At 38.2% G+C, this 18,034-nt stretch carries 17 protein-coding genes; 7 read left to right on the forward strand and 10 right to left on the reverse strand.

Features of this window, described 5'->3' with window-relative positions; translation table 11 throughout:
• Positions 1 to 61 precede the first annotated feature (61 nt).
• The 3 genes from CWR48_RS08340 to CWR48_RS08350 form a co-directional block, all read right to left on the reverse strand.
• The gene (locus tag CWR48_RS08340; protein WP_115772778.1) at positions 62 to 817 is read right to left on the reverse strand and encodes an ABC transporter permease; all 756 of its coding nucleotides are present in this window, start codon (positions 815 to 817) and stop codon (positions 62 to 64) included.
• Positions 814 to 1,545 (reverse strand): ABC transporter ATP-binding protein, encoded by a 732-nt coding sequence (locus CWR48_RS08345; RefSeq protein ID WP_115772779.1) that lies wholly within the window; start codon positions 1,543 to 1,545, stop codon positions 814 to 816. The genes CWR48_RS08340 and CWR48_RS08345 overlap by 4 nt, the downstream gene beginning before the upstream one ends.
• 198 nt (positions 1,546 to 1,743) lie before the next feature.
• Positions 1,744 to 3,315, reverse strand: coding sequence for a Vga family ABC-F type ribosomal protection protein (locus CWR48_RS08350; RefSeq protein ID WP_115772780.1), 1,572 nt, complete (start codon positions 3,313 to 3,315; stop codon positions 1,744 to 1,746).
• 1,375 nt (positions 3,316 to 4,690) lie between these two features.
• Between CWR48_RS08350 and CWR48_RS08355 the strand changes: the two genes are divergently transcribed.
• The 4 genes from CWR48_RS08355 to CWR48_RS08370 all read left to right on the forward strand — a co-directional run bounded on the left by CWR48_RS08355 (position 4,691) and on the right by CWR48_RS08370 (position 8,033).
• Positions 4,691 to 5,023, forward strand: a complete 333-nt coding sequence (locus CWR48_RS08355) for a PadR family transcriptional regulator (RefSeq protein WP_115772781.1) — start codon at positions 4,691 to 4,693, stop codon at positions 5,021 to 5,023.
• On the forward strand, positions 5,020 to 5,682 hold the full coding sequence (locus CWR48_RS08360; protein ID WP_115772782.1) for an HAAS signaling domain-containing protein: 663 nt from the start codon (positions 5,020 to 5,022) through the stop codon (positions 5,680 to 5,682). The genes CWR48_RS08355 and CWR48_RS08360 overlap by 4 nt, the downstream gene beginning before the upstream one ends.
• A gap of 147 nt (positions 5,683 to 5,829) precedes the next feature.
• Positions 5,830 to 7,314 (forward strand): DUF4153 domain-containing protein, encoded by a 1,485-nt coding sequence (locus tag CWR48_RS08365; protein WP_115772783.1) that lies wholly within the window; start codon positions 5,830 to 5,832, stop codon positions 7,312 to 7,314.
• A gap of 20 nt (positions 7,315 to 7,334) precedes the next feature.
• Entirely contained in the window at positions 7,335 to 8,033 is a 699-nt protein-coding gene (locus tag CWR48_RS08370) for an undecaprenyl pyrophosphate synthase (protein ID WP_115772784.1), read from the forward strand.
• 77 nt (positions 8,034 to 8,110) lie between these two features.
• Here the strand turns inward: CWR48_RS08370 and CWR48_RS08375 are convergent, their stop codons facing one another.
• The 4 genes from CWR48_RS08375 to CWR48_RS08390 all read right to left on the reverse strand — a co-directional run bounded on the left by CWR48_RS08375 (position 8,111) and on the right by CWR48_RS08390 (position 11,946).
• Positions 8,111 to 8,677 (reverse strand): hypothetical protein, encoded by a 567-nt coding sequence (locus CWR48_RS08375; RefSeq protein WP_115772785.1) that lies wholly within the window; start codon positions 8,675 to 8,677, stop codon positions 8,111 to 8,113.
• Positions 8,678 to 8,880: 203 nt separating this feature from the next.
• Positions 8,881 to 9,894 (reverse strand): NAD(P)/FAD-dependent oxidoreductase, encoded by a 1,014-nt coding sequence (locus CWR48_RS08380; RefSeq protein ID WP_115772786.1) that lies wholly within the window; start codon positions 9,892 to 9,894, stop codon positions 8,881 to 8,883.
• 16 nt (positions 9,895 to 9,910) lie between these two features.
• Positions 9,911 to 10,933, reverse strand: coding sequence for a FecCD family ABC transporter permease (locus CWR48_RS08385; RefSeq protein WP_115772787.1), 1,023 nt, complete (start codon positions 10,931 to 10,933; stop codon positions 9,911 to 9,913).
• Positions 10,930 to 11,946 carry a FecCD family ABC transporter permease gene (locus CWR48_RS08390; protein WP_115772788.1) on the reverse strand — a complete coding sequence of 339 codons (1,017 nt, stop codon included), beginning with the start codon at positions 11,944 to 11,946 and terminating at the stop codon, positions 10,930 to 10,932. Before CWR48_RS08390 ends, CWR48_RS08385 begins: the two co-directional genes overlap by 4 nt.
• Positions 11,947 to 12,050: 104 nt before the next feature.
• Between CWR48_RS08390 and CWR48_RS08395 the strand changes: the two genes are divergently transcribed.
• Both CWR48_RS08395 and CWR48_RS08400 read left to right on the forward strand, forming a co-directional pair.
• Positions 12,051 to 13,031 carry an ABC transporter substrate-binding protein gene (locus CWR48_RS08395; RefSeq protein ID WP_245976767.1) on the forward strand — a complete coding sequence of 327 codons (981 nt, stop codon included), beginning with the start codon at positions 12,051 to 12,053 and terminating at the stop codon, positions 13,029 to 13,031.
• Positions 13,032 to 13,317: 286 nt separating this feature from the next.
• The gene (locus tag CWR48_RS08400; protein WP_115772790.1) at positions 13,318 to 14,142 is read left to right on the forward strand and encodes an ABC transporter ATP-binding protein; all 825 of its coding nucleotides are present in this window, start codon (positions 13,318 to 13,320) and stop codon (positions 14,140 to 14,142) included.
• A 43-nt stretch (positions 14,143 to 14,185) separates the two neighbouring features.
• On the opposite strand, the gene CWR48_RS08405 is transcribed toward CWR48_RS08400, so the two are convergent.
• From CWR48_RS08405 to CWR48_RS08415, 3 genes are read right to left on the reverse strand one after another with little or no spacing between them, the layout of a single operon-like run.
• A complete protein-coding gene (locus CWR48_RS08405; RefSeq protein ID WP_115772791.1) occupies positions 14,186 to 14,719 on the reverse strand; it encodes a hypothetical protein in 534 nt (177 codons plus the stop codon).
• Positions 14,720 to 14,741: 22 nt separating this feature from the next.
• Positions 14,742 to 15,143: a DUF3021 domain-containing protein gene (locus CWR48_RS08410; RefSeq protein WP_115772792.1), complete on the reverse strand. Its 402-nt coding sequence runs from the start codon at positions 15,141 to 15,143 to the stop codon at positions 14,742 to 14,744.
• On the reverse strand, positions 15,140 to 15,598 hold the full coding sequence (locus CWR48_RS08415) for a LytTR family DNA-binding domain-containing protein (RefSeq protein ID WP_115772793.1): 459 nt from the start codon (positions 15,596 to 15,598) through the stop codon (positions 15,140 to 15,142). The genes CWR48_RS08410 and CWR48_RS08415 overlap by 4 nt, the downstream gene beginning before the upstream one ends.
• Before the next feature lie 623 nt (positions 15,599 to 16,221).
• On the opposite strand from CWR48_RS08415, the gene hflX reads away from it, so the two are divergent.
• Positions 16,222 to 17,484 carry a GTPase HflX gene (gene hflX, locus CWR48_RS08420; protein ID WP_425453888.1) on the forward strand — a complete coding sequence of 421 codons (1,263 nt, stop codon included), beginning with the start codon at positions 16,222 to 16,224 and terminating at the stop codon, positions 17,482 to 17,484.
• Positions 17,485 to 18,034: the final 550 nt, after the last annotated feature.

The raw sequence follows: 18,034 nt of genomic DNA on the forward strand, positions 1-18,034 counted from the left end.
TCGGGTTTTCTATTTATTCGACAAAATTCGGGGAGTGACAGGCACCTTATAATATACTAACTCACTCTTCCGCCTTCAATAACTGCATTTGTTTATTAAATAATGTTGGATATGAGAGGAACCCAAGTAACACACTCGTTACAACCACTGATGTTAAGACTAAGAAAAGAATGAGTAATTGGAATTGCACAGCTTGAACGGGATCCGCGCCAGCAATAATTTGACCACTCATCATGCCAGGGAGTTGGACAAGCCCAATTGTTTTCTGGCTTTCAATTGTGGGAATTGTACTTGCCTTGATCGAAGTAATTAATTGTGAATGAATTGCTTGCTTTGACGTTCCACCAAGTGATAGGATAAGCTCTATTTCATCCTGATGAGCATCTATCTCTGCTATGAATCGATTAAGGAATAGAATTGAAAGCACCATTGAATTTCCAATCATCATACCGCTGATCGGGATAATGTATTGTGCTTCGGCTGGAGTAATATGGAATCCTAGTAAGATACCTTGTGTTAATATCTCTACAAAAATAAATGTCACAATTAACTTCCAAGTGATACCTTTAATTGAAGCGCCTTTTCTACGGGCGTTTTGTGTTGCAGCACCAATCATTAATACGATCATTAAGGTGATATAGATTATACTCTGAGAATCAAAAACGAATTGTAGGATATATCCCACTGCAAGCAACTGGATAATTGAGCGAACCGCTGCAATTATTGTGTCCTTTTCTAATTCTAACTGCAGTGTTTTTGATAATATGATTGGGATTAGGACAAAAATTAGTGCTAGAGATAATGTAAGAAATGTCATGCTAAATCCCCCTTAATGAATTGTTTAACTTGATCATTCTGAGGGTTATCAAGAAAGGAGCTTTCTCCTGATTCGATAAGTTCGCCATCTATCATTACCCATGAATATTCACCAATCGTTATAGCTTGTGTTAAATTATGAGTGATCCAAACAATTGTCGTGCCATATTTCTGATTGATTCTAACAATCAGCGCTTCAATATCCTGCTGGGATACGCGATCAAGTGAAGAGGTAATTTCGTCAAGTAATAAGATTTTTGGCTTATTAACGAGGGTACGAGCAATCGAGACCTTCTGGCGCTGACCACCAGATAAATCCTTCACATTACGATTTAAAAATTCCTCATCGAGCCCGACATCCTGCAATAATTCCTTTGCATCTTTTTCTGTAAGTTCGCTCCCTTTCAAAGTTAATGGCAATGTAAGATTTTTCATGACCGTTCCGCGAATCATTGTTGCGCTTTGGAGTGCTAGTCCAACATTCTGGCGCAATTCAATCGGGTTATATTGATCAATCTTCCTCCCATCAATCTGAATTTCCCCTGAGTTAGGAGAAATAAGTCGATTGCATAGCTTAAATAATGTCGTTTTTCCTGCGCCAGAAGGACCGACTAATGTCGTAATTTTGCCTTTTGGGAATAAACCATTTATATCCTTTAATATTAGCGTGCCGCGATCCGAATAATTGACATGATCAAACTGGATTGCAGCTTCATAATACTCTGCCATATATCTTCTTCCTCATTTCACGATTTATAATCAAAATTAATTATATTGTATCAAAGAAAGGAGAACGAATAAAAGGTAAAATACTGATATATTCGAAAATACGCCGATATCTCCCATTCACACGCAGATATTCGACAAAACTCGGGGAGTGACAGGCACTCAAAAAGCAAGCGCCAATTTATTTGGCGCTTGCTTCCATTACTCTTTTTTGAATTCCCTTTTCTTTGTAAGCAGACGTTGAAATTCCTGGTCTAATTCCGCTGTTGGTTCGAAGCTAAGCTTGCTTAGCACTTCCGTAATTCTTGTTTCAATTCGCAGTAATTCTTCCTCGGCAGCATTGGGTTCCATTTGTGGAACATCGTTCTTATATGCTTCATATGTTCCTTCAAACAGCTTTATTTCTTGATCTTCAATCGACAATATCCGATTGGCAATCGTCGCAATAAAACGTCGATCGTGGGAGACAAGGAGAATGGTTCCTTGATAATTGGCAAGAAGATCCTCCAATGCCTCGACCGCTTCAATATCTAGAAAGTTCGTTGGTTCATCTAAAATTAACGTGTTAATATCACGCACAAATAATTTAGCAAAGGCTACTTTTACACGTTCCCCACCACTTAGGACCTCCACCTTTTTATACACATCTTCACGGTAAAAGTGGAGTCTAGCAAGAACCGTGCGAATTAAAGTTTCGTCCTGCTTCGATGTCGAACTGACATTTTCCAAAATCGATTGATTAAGGTCCAGAACATCTAAATTTTGGCTAAAATATCCTGCTTCCATTGCAGGGGAGATGGAAATACCAGCTTCATGATTGATAATCATTTTAATGAGTGTTGATTTTCCTACCCCATTTTTGCCGATTATCCCAATCCTGTCTCCACCTTTTATCTGAAAGTAAACTGGATTCCAAAGGATGCGTTCATTTATTTTTCCTTCCAGGTTTTCTACGCGTAATACGATCCGTCCCTTGAAGCTTTCTTCATTAGGCAAAGCCATTTTTATTGGCGGAGCTTCTTTTACCTTCTCTACTTCTTCTAATTTCTCGATTCGAGTTTCAATAGCCTTCGCAGCTTGATTCAATTTCTTTTGTTTTTTTGCAAAATAAGGTTTGGCACCGGTAATGCTCGCTTCAGATCTGCTCACGCTTTTCGGCGTCTTTGTAGCTCGTTGCGCCTTTTGTTCCTTCAATTGTAATGCATTCTCCAATTGTCTTTTCTTATTTACATACTGCTCATAGGCATTTGCCTGGCTTTTCCGTGCCACTTCTTTCTGTGCAATATAATCCGAGTAGTTGCCTTTGAATGCTGTTACTGTTTCATTGTCTAACTCCCAAATCGTATTACAAATGGAGTCTAAGAAGGCACGGTCATGGGAGACGATAATTAATGCCCCTTGCCACCTCGTGAGCTGTTTTTCTAATTTCTCGATATGCTCCGTGTCCAAATTAGTTGTTGGTTCATCTGCAAGTAAAATGTTTGTTTTCCTGGCGATGGAGCGGTTGATATATTCTTGGGTTACTTCTCCGCCACTTTGTGTTGTATTTGTGTTCTTTAATTGTGGAAGAAGCTCTTTAGTTGCCTGGGTATGGATTGTCCCTTCGCTAATTGCCCTTTTTCCTGCGAGCATTTCCAATAACGTCGTCTTGCCGCTCCCGTTTCTTCCCACTAAACCGATCCGATCACGATTTTCAATCTGGATATGCTCGATATTGAATAATAGCCGATCCTTTACATAATATTTCAAGTTGTTTATTTCTAATAATGTCATACACTCATCCCCATTTCCTTCTGTGTTGGAGACACAAAAAGGCCTCCTAGCCATATTCAGAATAGGAGGCATAAAGGGATACAGATAATTAGGGATATAGAGATCCATCCCACCTGTAAACCAAGGAAATCACCAATCCTATTCTGAAAAATTCAGTTTATGACATCGTTAAAAAGACAGAATTAGCTTCTGTTCTTAAAGATGCCTTCAGTTGAATGTTTTCAAAAAATAGGATTAGTATTTCATGTTCTCTTGGTTCACCCTTCCGTTTTCAATTACTAGTATTATATATGATGATCGAGTGGATTGTCTACTGAACTTGGGGTGAGAAAATAGTAAAGAGGCATGGTCCCCACAGGGAACATGCCTCCTACCCCTGTTATTACAGGGTGCACACGGAAAATTTATTGTTTATTTCCAATTTCAATCTTTCCATTTCCAAACTGGTTTAACCGACAATCACTTGCTAAGCTCGCCAATGCGATGCAGCTTGGGTAGTCTGACTGTATACGATACAGTTCTAGACGTTTGAAACTACTCAGCTTCAAATCCTCCTAATTTGTCAGTCAGCTTCCATTAGCACTTTCACAAAAAATTACTTACCGTTCTTTCATCTTGCCACGTGAACGAAATCAAAATTACCAGATCCTAGACGAGCAAATTACTAAAAGCTAAAAAGTAAATTTTCCGCCAAGGCTGTGCATTTCTCCTCATTGAAGTTCATCTGTAAACAAGTTGTACATCACAAACTACAAGTTACTTACAACATTCATTTCAATGGTAGTTCGCCTTGTACTTATTGTTTACCCCCATTCATTTATTATAAACCTCTTTCTAAAAAATATTGTAGCTTTTAAGTGATTAATAATATTTCGTAATCTATATAAAGTGCGGATTAGTTTAATGAGCTAAGGGCTCCTCAGCCAGCCGCTCCAGAAATACACTACGCGCATCTTAGGGGAGCTGGTGAGCCAGCTCGCGCTGTCGCACTTCGTAGTCTCACCTAGGCTCTTCTTCCCGCAGAAGTCTCCGTGTATTTCTTCCGCTAGGTTTGTGAAGTTGTTATTTTTAGCATTTTCTTAAAAATAGGAGTCAGCATTCTTTCTCTAAAGGCCGTTGATTGTAGCGGAGGACAGGAGACTCCTGCAGGAAAAGCGAAGATGTTGAGACCACAGCGTTCTTTGCTAGGGGCGCAGCTCGAGCCCTCCAGATGCGCGACTGTCCGGAGTGGAAATCAACATAGCTCCTACTAGTCCGTACTTTATCAAAACAACAGCTAACGATACAAAATTGACCCAAGAAGAAAAAAATGCTTTACACACAGCCATTATTTTTATATAGTGAAGGTACCTAATAATTCTAGGTAGGTGAGAAAATGTTTAATCGTGAGCTTGTGAAGGGGAGTACATCACTTCTCGTTTTACAACTATTAAATGAACGTGACATGTATGGTTATCAATTAGTAAAAGAAATGGATCGCCGTAGTGACCATAGCCTGCAAATGAAGGAAGGGACATTATACCCTGCACTTCATAAAATGGAAAAACAGGAGTACATCGAACACTATTGGCAGGAGCAAGAAAAAGGCCCCGCACGTAAATATTATCGGATCACCTTAGAGGGGAAAGACATTCTTGCTGAAAGAACAACGGAATGGCATCGTTATGTGCAGGTGATGAACAATTTAATCGGGGACAGTGAAACATGAGTTCCTCAGAAGAAGATTTATTTAGATCCATCGCTTCCTCTCATTTCTTTAAGGAATTAGAGAAAGAAATCGGCGATTATTCAGAGAAGGAAAATATCCTGCTTGAGTATGAAATGCATGTCTATGATTTGCTGCAGGAAGAAGAGTCAATGAATGAAGAAGCGCTATATGATGTACTCGTAGACAGATTAGGGACGCCGAAGGAACTTGCGGCGATGTGGAAGCAAGAAACCTCGATTACACCGAAGAAAACCCAATGGCTATTTGTCTTGCTTAATATCGCTATTTTTATTGGTGGAATCCTGCTGACAATTAGCTATAATGCCTTTGACTGGGATTTGGTTGAATATCTGTGGGAGGTACTTTCGGATGCAAGATTTTTAGTTATCCTAGTCTATATGCTGTTTTGGGCCCTTTTAGGCTATGAAATTGGAAAAGAATTTGGTCAGGGTGGATACAAGCTTTTGAGAAAAACCTTTGCATTTTCAATTTTACCAAATATCGGCTTCATGTACTTAGTTGTGTTTAAATTTATTCCATATGAGTGGTTTGGATCGCTTTTGAGTGTTCGCTTTATTATGATATGTATTTTCTGTACGATAATCTTGTATCCAATAAGCTGGGTCGGATATCGATGGGGCAGGAGAGCATCAATATAACTTATCGGATTTGGAAGTATAGAGCTTCTTAACTGATAAATGTAAAGGAACTGGATTGGAGCAGGTAATTCAGTTCCATGCAAAATATGTTTTGATCACATACATAGTATATCTATGTATGTAGATATACTATGTATGGGAGGGAATATGGTGGAAATTCAACTAAAGCTGAAAGACTGGCTATTTTTACTTGTTTGTTTCGGTTTAGGGATATTGGCAGAGCTTAGTTTCTTCCATGGACGAATTGGCTTAGCGTATCCATTATTTATTACTGGGTTTTATTTCGTTATATTTCTCAGATATCGATTATCCTTTAATCATCGACGAATCGGTTTACTTATAATGATGGTTGTTTGGATACTTGCAGGAAGTTTTTTGTTTATTGATACTGAATTCTTCTATGGTCTAAATATTTTTATTATCCCTGCGCTCGTTTATTATCATCTTGTATTAATTACAAGTCCAAAGAAATTGAAATGGGAAAGACTGGGCTTTATGCGCATGTTAACCATGAAACTACAAGAGGGCATTCAATATAGTATGGCGTTTTGCAAAATGCTATTTCGTCGGACATTTAAAAATATGGACGAAGCAGCAATCCAGCTTGTAAAACGGATTTTCATTGGTTTGGCAATAGGTATTCCTTTACTTCTTATTGTTATAGCATTGCTTATGTCAGCAGACGCTGTGTTTGAGGAACTGGTGTTACATTTGCCGAATTTCATTTTTCAACTGAGTTTTCAAGAGTGGATTTTCCGAATCATTCTCGTTATTATCATTACGCTATTATTCTTTGGAATCTTTCAAGTATTACATGTTCGGTCAAAATCTAAACAAACGAATGATTTCCAACCTCAAGAAGAGAGAAAGAGAGTTCGCTGGGATGCTGTAACGGCGATTACGGTCTTAGTCATGTTGAACGCTGTATATATATTATTTGCCGCTATTCAGTTGCCCTACTTCTTTAGTGATGGATTACTTGGTGGATTTACCTATGCATCTTATGCGAGAAGAGGATTCTTTGAGCTCTTATTTGTTACATTAATTAACTGGACGATTTTAATCAGCTGCTTGAAGCTAGTGAATATGCAGGGAGGGCGAATGAAACTTACATTAAAGATATTATATACGCTGCTTATTGCTGTTAGTGGTATTATGTTGGCTTCCGCATATCAGCGATTGAGTATGTATGAAGCTGCATATGAATTTACATTGGATCGTATTCTAGCGCATGCCTTTATGATCTATCTTATGGTTATCTTTGCTTATACCTTTATACGAGTTTGGCTAGAGGGCTTAACATTACTACATTTCTATACGATCACGGCACTTGTATTCTATGCAGCGCTGAATGTGATGAACGTGGAACAAATTATTGTAAATAATAATTTGGAACGATTCGAACAGACAGGGAAAATTGACATTTATTATTTGGATTCTCTCTCTTACACAGGGCTTGGCGGATTACTGGCGTTATACGAAATTGAACCGGATTATCCCGAGTTAAGAACGGTACTCCAAGTCCGCAAAGAAGAAGTGAACAATGCGCCAAAAAGCACCTGGCAATCGTTTAATTTCACTAGACAAGAAGTAACGGAAAAAATGATGGCATTAAAATTTACGAATGAATAAGAAAGGTGAGGTGGGATACGATGTTTTCGTCAATTCCAGAGCATGTTGCGATTATTATGGATGGTAATGGAAGATGGGGGAAGGCAAGAGGGCTCACTCGAAGTGAAGGGCACTATGCAGGTGTGGAGGCAATGGAAAGAGTAATTGATGCATGTATCGATATCGATATAAAAGTCCTAACCCTATATGCATTTTCCTCTGAAAACTGGTCCCGGCCTAAAGCGGAAGTGAATTATTTAATGTATCTTCCAGTTAAGTTTTTCAATCAGAAGCTACCCGGATTTATGAAAAGGAATATTAAAATTCTTGTTTCCGGCGATATAACAACGATTCCCGCATCCACCAAGAAAGCAATAACGAAGGCTATAGATAAGACAAAGAACAATACTGGTTTGATTGTAAACATTGCCTTCAATTATGGTGGCAGAAACGATATACTCCAGGCGGTTCGGCGGATGGCTGGGGATGTGCAAAACAATCGACTTGAATTGGACAATATTGACGAAGAATTATTTGAACGTTATTTATATACGAAGGCCCTGCCGGATCCTGACATCCTCATCCGTACTGGTGGAGAGAAGCGGATTAGTAATTTTCTTCTATGGCAATCAAGTAATGCAGAATTATATTTTACAGATGAATATTTCCCTGATTTCAATAAGGAAAGTCTTTTGGAAGCAATCGGTTCTAATGTGGCAAGGCATGCAATTGCGGAGTGATGAATCGATTGCTGGATACAACTTTATAAAGAAGGATATTGCGGATATAATGAAACAATGAGGATTGCAATATCCTGCTACACCGACTGTGCTAGACAGGGACTTACACTGCTGTTGCGTTCATTATACAGATTGTTTAATGAACCTTTATATACTAATTCAAAACATCCCTCCTGCCGTAAATCATCTGGAGTGATTAAAGACAAAGGCTTTCGAAATTGAACAATACCAACTTCATGAAGTACGGTCGCGACAAATTCTGAACAAAAGAAAGCTTTTTCCCTTTGGATTGGTTTATTCACTAATACTGCAAATAGCCCTAGGAAGTTGTATTTATAGCAATGCTTTTGTAAGGCTATCTGTTGCATGAATTGCTTTAAATCCTTTATTTGCTCTTCTGTAACGGTGCAACTGAGGATGATGCATTTCGCGTGTTGAAATAGACCCGTACGAACATTTTCTTTAACAAATCCGCCGATAAACGGATTACTGGGATTTTTTCTGCCAAAGCTATACGTTTCTAATAACTCAGAATCAAATGCAATCGATGCATGATTATATGGTTTTTTCGTATAAAACTTTATCGTCCTCGTAAATAATGTTCCTGTATCCGTTAGTAGTAAATAAATTTTCTTCTCAGTCATTATTAATCTTCCTTTAAATTCATTCTGTTACTTCTACATTTATATTAATGAATTTATTAATAGGAGATAACCAGCTTAAGAAATAGTTACTTGTAGGTCTCAAGACGTATTCTGTAGTAATCGTGAAGGTGCTATCGAAGAGATTAATTTGGTAGGTAAGTAAGTATAACGACCTTCTTACCCACATAAGTGCAACTTTTATATTAATTTCCCGAAGTTAGTGGTTCATAGTGCGTCGAGAATAAATGCTTCAATGATTCCTTTGGTGAAACGTGTAGCTTGGCACCATTTACGGCAATTGGTCCTTCATTAAATCCGCCAGCAATTAAGGCAAGCTTGCTCGGATAGTTCGCGACATCACCAATAGCGAATATTCCAGGGATTGATGTGGACATTGTATGATCCACAACAATAGTGCCGTTCTCTATGTTTATCCCCCATTCAGTGATTGGTCCAAGGTTAATTTCAAAGCCGTGATTGACGATAACATTATCAACTTCGATTTCTCTTAAGTCATTTCCATCAACTTGCTTCACAATTGCGCTGGTCATTTGTCCCCCCATTCCCTTAAGTTCAAGCAGTTCATAAGGATTTAGCACATCTACCGTTGAATGGATCATTTTGCTTACATTGCTTTCAATTCCTGTGAACATCGGTTTGCGATAGATTAATGTAACTTTATTCGCTATTGGCTCAAGTTCATTTGCCCAATCAACGGCTGAATTACCTCCACCAGAGATAAGGACATTTTTATCCCGATAACTTTCCAGCTTTTTAATCGAATAATGGAGGCTTTTCTCTTCAAAATCAATCGCATTTGCAAGATTAAGCTTAACGGATTTCAATGAACCAAACCCTGTTGCTAGTACAATCGTCTTTGTATAATGCTGTGCTCCATTGTTACTCGTTAACAGAAAAGTGCCATCCTCTAACTTTTCCATATGTAGGACTTGTTCATTCAATATGATTGCTGGATCAAAGGTCATTGCCTGCTTAATTAGGTCTTCGGTTAATTTTTCACCAGAAATCATTGGTATTCCGCCGATATCTCTAATAATCTTTTCGGGATAGAAATAAGGAACCTTTCCCCCGAGATATGGCAAGAATTCAATAACCTTCGTTTTCATTTCCCTCATACCACTGTAAAATGCAGTGAATAGCCCAACAGGACCACCACCTATAATCGTTATGTCGTAGATATCTTTTTGTTGTACCATAAGAAATCCTCCCGTTCTATTTTACTTTCATTAATAAATAGATAAAATATGGTGCGCTTAAAATTGAAACAACAATACCAACTGGGATTTCCGATGGTGCCAAAATATTCTTGCCAATTGTATCAGCAACCATTAGAAGCAATGCACCGATTAAGGTTGATATTGGGATAATCAGCTGATGTAACGGGCCAATCAGCTTTCTTGCTATATGTGGAACAACTAGACCTAAGAAAGCAATTGCCCCACCCGCTGCAACTGCCGCGCCTGCTAATGCAACAGCAATCAGCAGTAATATGCCTCTTTCTTTTTCTACTTTAATTCCTAGTCCCGCAGCTACTTCATCGCCAAGATTGAAAACATCCAATGCCTTTGCTTTATAAATGCCAATTGGGATTAGCAGAAATGCCCACGGCAATAGTGCGAGTACGAAATTCCAATTAGCATTCCATATATCCCCGGCAAGCCATACGGTCACTTGGCGATAGTTCTGCGGATCCATTTTTAATTGTAATATAGTAAGAATAGCACTGAATCCTGCATTTACGCCTATCCCGACCAAAACGAGGCGAATTGGATTGACGCCACTTTTCCAAGCTAATAAATAAATGAGTACTGCTGCACAGATTGCCCCGAATAATGCAGCAAACGGCATGAGGTAAATCGATTGCAGTCCTGTTAAGGTCAGTATATCTTGGAAAAAGTAAATGTATAAGACAACAGCGAGTCCTGCACCAGTATTGATCCCTAAAATTCCAGGATCAGCAAGGTCATTCTGTGTTACACCTTGCAAAATGGTCCCGGAAACAGCTAGCATTGCCCCGATTAATAATGCCAAAACAATGCCAGGTAAACGGAAGTCAAACAATATCAGAGCCTGCTGTTTTGTTCCTTTATGTAATAGCGTATCGATTACTTCCATTGGCGCAATCCGGATTACCCCTGTACTTAAACTAATGAAAAACATGACAATGATAAGAATGCTTAGTGTTATCATTGCCCAAATAAATCTTTTCTGCTTTCTAATTTTTACTGTGGTCATTTACTTCCACCTCCACTATTCCGCGCTAAGTAGAGGAAGAATGGAACACCAATGAGTGAAGTAATTGCTCCAACTGGTGTTTCAAATGGTGCGTTAATTAATCTCGATACTAGGTCAGCAAGTACAAGTAGTAAAGCACCAAAGATTGCGGATGAAGGTATAATCCATCGATAGTCTTTTCCCATAATAAATCGAGTGATATGCGGTATGATCAAGCCAATGAAGCCGACTGCGCCCGCAATTGAGATAGAGACCCCGGTTAATACTAGGACAGAGACAATGCCAAGAATTTTTATTAAGGTGTTATTTTGCCCTAATCCTGTTGCCATATCCTCGCCTAAGCTAAGGACAGTAATAGATTTTGAGATGAATAAAGCAATCAACATGCCGATGATTCCGGAAAGGACGAGAAGTTTTACAGCATTCCAATCTGCACTATCAAGCCCACCAGCCATCCAAAATCCTATTTCTTTTTCTAATTGAAAATGCAAGGAAATAACGGAGGAGACTGAACGCAGTAATGCTCCAATTGCCACTCCAGCTAAAGCTAATTTAACTGGAGTTAATCCTCCAGAGGACAACGTTCCAATAATGAATATGATTGAAACGGCTATACCTGCCCCAAGGAAGGATGCGAATGTTCCACCTAAATTCGATACAGTAGGGTAGAATGCTAAAATAATGACAAGCGCAAATGCAGCTCCATCAGTAACCCCCATTATAGACGGGGATGCGAGCGGATTCCGAGTCATTCCCTGCATAATTGCCCCTGACACTGCAAGAAACGCGCCGATTAGAACTGCTGCAATTGCTCGCGGCAGCCGCAACTCCTGTATTACTTGATGGGCTGTTATATCAGGCTGGAAGTGAAAAACAGCCTGCCATACTGTTTCAATCGGTACCTTCGTTGATCCATAAGATACAGATAGGCCAATGGAACCGATAAGGGCTATAATTGCTATCAAGTTGATGATTGTTTTTAGTAGACTGGAACGGTTAATAAATGCCTGCATATGGATCTCCTATTTTCTATATATAAACTAGAAATTAAATTGACTATTCTATTGAAATTGATTATCATTATCATTAAATTGAATTATATCATAAAGGAGATATCATGATGAATATAAATGGTAAAAAAGAGTTTCTTTTTTTTAGTATAATGATTTTTATTACACTGTTTCTAGCTGCTTGTGGAAATAATAACAACGCATCAGATCCGGAATCAACGGATGATGCAGTAAATACAGAAAAAACAGGAAAAACAGAAGTAACGCTTGATTCCGAAAAAGGGGAAGTTACGATTCCATTAGGTGCTAAGCGAATTATTGCACCGTTTCATGAAGATGCACTACTAGCACTCGGTATTACACCTGTTGCTAAATGGGCAATTGGGGAAAGTCTACAATTTCATTTAGAGGATAAGCTGCAAGATGTACCAAAGCTTGAATGGACATTGCCGTTAGAACAAGTACTGAGTCATGAACCAGATTTGATTATTTTAGAGAATAATATGGAGAACTATGAAGGGACATACGAGGATTATAATAAAATTGCCCCAACCTACGTTATGACCGAGAAAACCACTGGAGATTGGCGCAAACAGATTGAAGTATTTGGCCAATTGCTAGGAATGGAAGAAGAGGCAAAACAAGCTTTAACTGGATATGATGACCTGGTAGCCAGTGCAGGGAAGCAATTAGAAGAAGTGATTGGGGATGAAACGGTTGCAGCGATTTGGGTAATTGGCGGTAAATTCTTCGTATTTGAGAAAGATCGTCATAGTGCAGACGCTCTCTATTCAGAAGTTGGGTTGCATTATCCTTCATTTATTGAATCATTAGGTAAGGCAACTCCAGAATGGAACCCGATCTCTCTGGAAAAACTATCTGAACTTGATGCGGACCATGTCTTCTTACTGGCAGCAGAAGGTGAAGAAGGAATTGAAACATTAGAGAATAGCGAAGTGTGGCAAAGTATCTCGGCAGCTCAAAACAACCAAGTATATATACTTGAAGATGCAAGCAGCTGGACAAATAAAGGGCTAACAGCATCTAAGAAAACAATTGATGCTGTATTAGATACATTAGTGAAATAATAAAAATGCTGTCTTTCTTTTTAGGTGGACAGCATTTTTTTACAGTTAGAAGGGTATGAAGATTTCCCTATTTTAATGCCATTGACAATAGAAGTGTCGTCCAGCTCCAGCATCCGTGCTCCGTAAATCGCTAAACGGGAGACTGCGCTTTTGATGCTTATAAATGAGAGTTATTATCATTGACATATCTTTATAAAGGAAATAGACTTAAAGTAACGTAATGTTAAGAACAAAAACATATACATGGATATGTGTCTCTGTATGCTATGATGGGGGAGTGCTTCCAATGCAAGCATTAACAGCAAAAGATTTAACGTTGGGTTTTGGAGATAAAATTATTATTGATGATTTAAATATAGAAATACCTAAAGGCGAAATTACGGTTTTAATTGGTCCAAATGGCTGTGGGAAATCGACATTACTTCGTGCGTTGGCCCGTCTGCTTCAGCCGAAAAGCGGGACGGTTATATTAAATGGAAAAGAAATTGCGAAGCTGAAGACGAAGGATGTGGCGAAGAATCTAGCGGTTCTGCCACAAAGTCCAATTGCTCCAGATGGTTTAACCGTTTATGAGCTTGTGAAACAAGGAAGACATCCATATCGCAGTTTCATGAAGCAGTGGTCAAAAGAAGATGAAGATGCTGTTCATCAAGCACTTGAATCAACGAACATGGCTGATTTGAAGGATCAAACCGTTGATTCATTATCTGGTGGTCAACGACAACGCGCATGGATTGCATTAACGCTGGCACAACAAACCGATATCATTTTATTGGATGAGCCAACAACCTATTTGGATTTAACCCATCAAATTGACGTATTAGATCTATTATTCGATTTGAATGAAAAGGATGGACGAACAATTGTCATGGTACTGCATGATTTGAATCTTGCAAGTCGATATGCGCATCATATGATTGCGATTAAGGATAAGAAGATATTCGCACAAGGGAAACCAGAGGAAGTTATTACGAGCGAACTCGTACATAATGTCTTTCAAATGAAATGCAGTGTAGCATGTGATCCAATGTTCGGTACGCCAATGTGCATACCACATGGTAAGGGGCGCTGTGTGCTTCGAGAGTTAGGACAGCAAACCGTTATATCTTGATTTAAACTGGAACGAGATAGGCCCTGGGAGTTTAGCCCAGGGCCTATCTTATTAGTAAGAATCGGATCAATCCAATAATTGCAAAGCAGAATAGCGCTGTACCAGCAAGGGCCCCTGTAATCGCACTGTTCGGAACCTCTAACATTTTCGATAACGGTAAAGAAATGAATGAGATTCCAATAAGAAGTACCGCTAAAATATATAAACTAGCGTCTTGAAAAACGTCCTTCATCCAGATGAAATGAATGCCTACAATAAAAGCAATCCATGGGGAAACAAAATTACTGCGTTTAAATTTAATTAAGAAGAAGGCGCCAATTCCTGCTAAAGTGAATTCGAGAAAAAAGAAAATTAAATAATTTTTGTATGCGGTTGAATCTGCTAAGGCAGAAGGACTATGCCAATGGGTCACACTTAAATAAATGCCAATGATACTAACGACGAGGGCAATTCCGGAAGCAAGCCCAAGATACTTCCGCCAGCTTTTCCTTGGATTTTCCTGAGCCCAGCCAAACCAGCACATACTAAACATTCCAAATATGGCTGTATACATCGCATAATCTCTAGTAAATTCCATTAATATCCCTCCTAATTAAATCTTAAAGTTCAGCATTCAGTTTCTTCGCTTCATTTTTAAAATATAGATAGAAACATAACCAAATAATTGAATACACAATCAGGAACAATCCTAGTATTAATAGAATGGTTGGGAAGCTAAATGGGATCCAGCCAATTCCTAAAGATAAAACAAAGTAGCTAACTGTCACCGTAATAAAGTGTAATGCTGTTTGAGTTGGAAGCTTTAGTGAATCAATTTCAAAATACAGTGGTGATACCGTGAAAAACCAGCCGCAAAAGATAGAACCGAGTGAATTCCTTAGAAACATTTCACCATCCAACTGCTCCACCCTACCAAAGTAAATAATAGAAATCGTAGTAACAACGGCTACGAATGCTCCAAAAAAAATACCGATTAAACTTCTAAATAGAAAGGATTTCATTCATTATTCCTCCTTTTCATTTTTAATGCTTCTTTTATAGTTGGTACATAATGTCTTGAGACATATTCCTTTACTCCCGATTTAAAATATACACAAAGGGTGCCATTAAATGAGGCTTCGAATCGACTTAGTTCATAAAGATTTGCAATAACTGATTTGGAAAGCCGGATAAACCTTCTAGATGAGAGTGCTCTTTCCAGCTCATAAAGCTTTTCTTTCATTGTAAATTCTCCATTCGATGTGACCGCAATTACGTTATCCTCTCTGGAATAAAGATAATGAATTTCTGCTGGTTTAAGAATATGCTGCATATCCCCATCTTTACCTACAAAAAATTCCTGTTCCCTCCCTTTAAAAAAATCGAGGATTTCCTGAATCGAGTCATCCATTACTTTACACTTAATCGTTACAGTTGTTTCTTCATAGTCATCATCAATATCAAGTAATATTTTCATATAAGCAATCCTCCTCGTCTTTGTTTATTGTCTCAGTACTGTTATTGTATTTGTTTTTAACTATACTGTCTTTAATTTGTAGGGAGCACGTAGGTAAGAAGCGGTAAGCTGCATTTATCTGTTTGTAAAATGCATGCTTTAGGGTGAAGAGATCATTGAAAGCGGATTAAAGTTATGTTAAGCTTAGTTTTACTTTAATGAAATGGAGGTTTTCCTAGTGGTGTTTATCAGACTTCGTTTAAAAACTTTGAAAAACGTTAACTGAATACGTTTAGGAGGCTCTGTTTTTGTTGCAGAGTAAACGGGATTAGTCTGCCTTTTATTAGGAAACCTTTTAAATACGCGATGTTTAAAAGAAGGGGAGCAGTCTACCTTCTTTTTGTTGTCTAAAATAATAAGAGAATGAAGGAGAGCCTATCACAATTATGTATAGGCATGTTTTATTTAGTAGTTAAGAAAGTATAAAAACTTTCTTAACGAAGAAGTGCAACTAAGGCTACCACCGGAAGGCTTGGTCAAACCTTAGTTTTCTAACAATCATTACTGGATTGTATGAGGTTTTCCCGTTTACGTGTGCACAGGCTGAGGTTTGTGTTTTTTATGTAAAAATGGAGGGAATATTTATGGAAAACAAAGCGATATTAGTCGGTGTCAATTTAAATAAGAAGGAACATGATTTTCAATACTCAATGGAGGAATTGGAAAATCTAGCAGCGGCATGTAACATTATGGCGGTTGGCAGTGTCACACAGAATCTGAATCGAGTGAACCAAGCACATTATATTGGCTCTGGTAAAATTGAGGAGTTGCAAGAATTAGTAGAAGAAACAGGGGCAGATACTATTATTTTTGATGATGAGTTATCTCCATCGCAAATTCGCAACCTAGAATCGTTCCTATCAGAATGTGAAGTTGTTGACCGTACAACGCTAATACTTGAGATTTTTGCCAAACGTGCGAAGACGAGGGAATCAAAGTTACAAGTTGAGATTGCACAATTAAGATATCGTCTCCCCAGATTGATTGGTAGCCGTAAGTCATTAGGGCGCCAAGGTGGCGGATCAGGGCTGAATAACCGTGGTGCTGGTGAAACAAAATTGGAATTGGATCGCCGAAAAATTGAAGAACAAATTGCAAAGTTAAGTAGAGAATTAGAGCATCTGGTAAGCCAGCGGAAAATGCAAAGAAGAAAGCGGGAAAAGAATGAAATTCCTGTTGTATCTCTAGTCGGCTATACGAACGCAGGTAAGTCAACGATGATGAATGCAGTACTAGAATCTTATAATGGGGGAGAAGAAAAATTTGTATTTGAAAAGAATATGTTATTTGCTACGCTAGAAACTTCTGTTAGAAGTGTAACCCTGGCAACTAATCAGGCATTTTTACTAACGGATACAGTGGGGTTTATTAATAAGTTGCCACATCATCTTGTCAAAGCGTTCCGTTCTACTTTAGAAGAAGTTGCTGAAGCAGATCTACTAATTCATGTGATTGATCTTTCCAATCCACATCACGAGGAGCAGCGGCAGCTTACGGAAGAAATATTAGAAGGGATTGGAATAGAAGATATCCCGATAATTCATGCGTATAATAAAGTGGATTTAGTGGAAGGAGAATACTCAGTTGAGGGCAGTAATAATGTTTATGTTTCCGCGAAGGATAGGCAGGGAGTGGACGCATTAACAGAGCAAATCAAGCAATATATTTTTAGTGATTATGTGCAATGTGAACTACTTATTCCGTATACAGATGGTCGAGTCGTATCCTATTTTAATGAACATGCAGATGTTATTGCAGAAGATTTTGAGCAAGAAGGAACAAAATTAGTCGTTAAATGTAAAAAAGCAGATGCAGAAAAATTCCAGAAATATATTACTTATATATAGGAAAGAAAATTGATGATTCTAAGCAAGAATTGAATTATTGGAATAGATGTAGTGGAGGACTCATTGAATTTCAATGAGTCCGGTATAGATTTTCAAAGGGTCTTTGCAACGTATTTAGAAGGAGCAAACTAGGTACTAAGATTTCCAAGACGTGCCATGGAGAAAAATTATATATATATAGTAGGAGTATTTCCCCACCCGCTATATTATTAATTAGAGGATTGATTATTAGAATAATGAGCGTAATCATTAGTATCATGGGAGGGCTTTTCGGAAAAACCTAGGAAAGTAGAAAAAGTTGTTGACATATCCAGGCAATGAGCGTAATATGAATTTTGCTGTTAAAAAGTGTTGATTACATCAGCTGTAAGGCAGCTTGTATAAATCTAGTAAGTTACGAAACAATGAAAAAAGTTATTGACTTTAACTTGCATAGATGATAAGATATAAAAGTTGTCGCAAAAACAACAAGAAATAATAAAAGAAAAAAGTTGTTGACAACAAAAAGTGATTTATGATATAGTAGTAAAGTTGCTTCTGAAGCAATAGA

It is taken from the genome of Oceanobacillus arenosus (genome assembly GCF_003369575.1).
Taxonomy (GTDB): Bacteria; Bacillota; Bacilli; order Bacillales; family Amphibacillaceae; genus Oceanobacillus; species Oceanobacillus arenosus.

Bases quoted from the DNA above. Each gene is read 5' to 3' on its own strand.
- CWR48_RS08365 (WP_115772783.1), top strand. From the start codon at position 5,830: ATGGTGGAAATTCAACTAAAGCTGAAAGACTGGCTATTTTTACTTGTT.
- CWR48_RS08340 (WP_115772778.1), bottom strand. From the start codon at position 817: ATGACATTTCTTACATTATCTCTAGCACTAATTTTTGTCCTAATCCCA.
- CWR48_RS08390 (WP_115772788.1), bottom strand. From the start codon at position 11,946: ATGCAGGCATTTATTAACCGTTCCAGTCTACTAAAAACAATCATCAAC.
- CWR48_RS08415 (WP_115772793.1), bottom strand. From the start codon at position 15,598: ATGAAAATATTACTTGATATTGATGATGACTATGAAGAAACAACTGTA.
- CWR48_RS08380 (WP_115772786.1), bottom strand. From the start codon at position 9,894: ATGGTACAACAAAAAGATATCTACGACATAACGATTATAGGTGGTGGT.
- CWR48_RS08350 (WP_115772780.1), bottom strand. From the start codon at position 3,315: ATGACATTATTAGAAATAAACAACTTGAAATATTATGTAAAGGATCGG.
- CWR48_RS08375 (WP_115772785.1), bottom strand. From the start codon at position 8,677: ATGACTGAGAAGAAAATTTATTTACTACTAACGGATACAGGAACATTA.
- CWR48_RS08400 (WP_115772790.1), top strand. From the start codon at position 13,318: ATGCAAGCATTAACAGCAAAAGATTTAACGTTGGGTTTTGGAGATAAA.
- hflX (WP_425453888.1), top strand. From the start codon at position 16,222: ATGGAAAACAAAGCGATATTAGTCGGTGTCAATTTAAATAAGAAGGAA.
- CWR48_RS08370 (WP_115772784.1), top strand. From the start codon at position 7,335: ATGTTTTCGTCAATTCCAGAGCATGTTGCGATTATTATGGATGGTAAT.
- CWR48_RS08405 (WP_115772791.1), bottom strand. From the start codon at position 14,719: ATGGAATTTACTAGAGATTATGCGATGTATACAGCCATATTTGGAATG.
- CWR48_RS08360 (WP_115772782.1), top strand. From the start codon at position 5,020: ATGAGTTCCTCAGAAGAAGATTTATTTAGATCCATCGCTTCCTCTCAT.
- CWR48_RS08345 (WP_115772779.1), bottom strand. From the start codon at position 1,545: ATGGCAGAGTATTATGAAGCTGCAATCCAGTTTGATCATGTCAATTAT.
- CWR48_RS08395 (WP_245976767.1), top strand. From the start codon at position 12,051: ATGATGAATATAAATGGTAAAAAAGAGTTTCTTTTTTTTAGTATAATG.
- CWR48_RS08385 (WP_115772787.1), bottom strand. From the start codon at position 10,933: ATGACCACAGTAAAAATTAGAAAGCAGAAAAGATTTATTTGGGCAATG.
- CWR48_RS08355 (WP_115772781.1), top strand. From the start codon at position 4,691: ATGTTTAATCGTGAGCTTGTGAAGGGGAGTACATCACTTCTCGTTTTA.
- CWR48_RS08410 (WP_115772792.1), bottom strand. From the start codon at position 15,143: ATGAAATCCTTTCTATTTAGAAGTTTAATCGGTATTTTTTTTGGAGCA.